The sequence below is a fragment of the Streptomyces aureus genome (assembly GCF_000725495.1).
Classification (GTDB): domain Bacteria; phylum Actinomycetota; class Actinomycetes; order Streptomycetales; family Streptomycetaceae; genus Streptomyces; species Streptomyces aureus_B.
This window is the reverse complement of the sequence record NZ_JNZD01000078.1, coordinates 1-619: the sequence shown is the minus strand read 5'-3', so window position 1 is coordinate 619 and position 619 is coordinate 1. Positions and strand designations below refer to the sequence as shown.

1 protein-coding gene is annotated in these 619 nt (G+C 67.2%); it reads left to right on the top strand.

Annotated elements, in window-relative coordinates:
• A partial coding sequence (locus tag IO36_RS36030; protein ID WP_037626572.1) for a DUF3459 domain-containing protein occupies nucleotides 1-512 on the top strand: 512 nt, incomplete at its 5' end.
• Nucleotides 513-619: the final 107 nt, after the last annotated feature.

Genomic DNA, 619 nt, shown 5'->3' with positions numbered 1-619 from the left:
TCTACAGCGGCTACGAACTCTGCGAGAACACCCCCCTGCGCCCCGGCAGCGAGGAATACCTCCACTCCGAGAAATACGAGCTCCGCCCCCGCGACTGGGAGTCGGCGGAGCGGGAGGGCCGGAGCATCGCCCCGCTGGTGCGGGAGCTCAACGCGGTCAGACGGCGCAGTCCGGCGCTGCGACAGCTGCGTGACCTGCACTTCCATCACGCCGACCAGGAGGCGGTGATCGTCTATTCCAAGTCCGCCACGGACGCCCGCGGCACGAACACGGTCGTGGTGGTGGTCAACCTCGACCCGCACCACACCCAGGAGGCCACCGTCTCGTTGGACATGCCGCAACTCGGCCTGGAATGGCACGAGTCGGTGCCGGTGCGCGACGAGCTCACCGGCGAGACCTACCACTGGGGCAGGACCAACTATGTGCGCCTGGAACCGGGTGACCGGCCCGCGCACATCCTCACCGTCCTGCGACCGTCCTCACCGCTGATCGGAGGGTCACCCACCACATGATCGTCAATGAGCCCGTCCCGGACACGTTCGAGGACACCCCGGCCAAGGACCGCGATCCCGAGTGGTTCAAACGCGCCGTCTTCTACGAGGTCCTGGTCCGTTCCTTC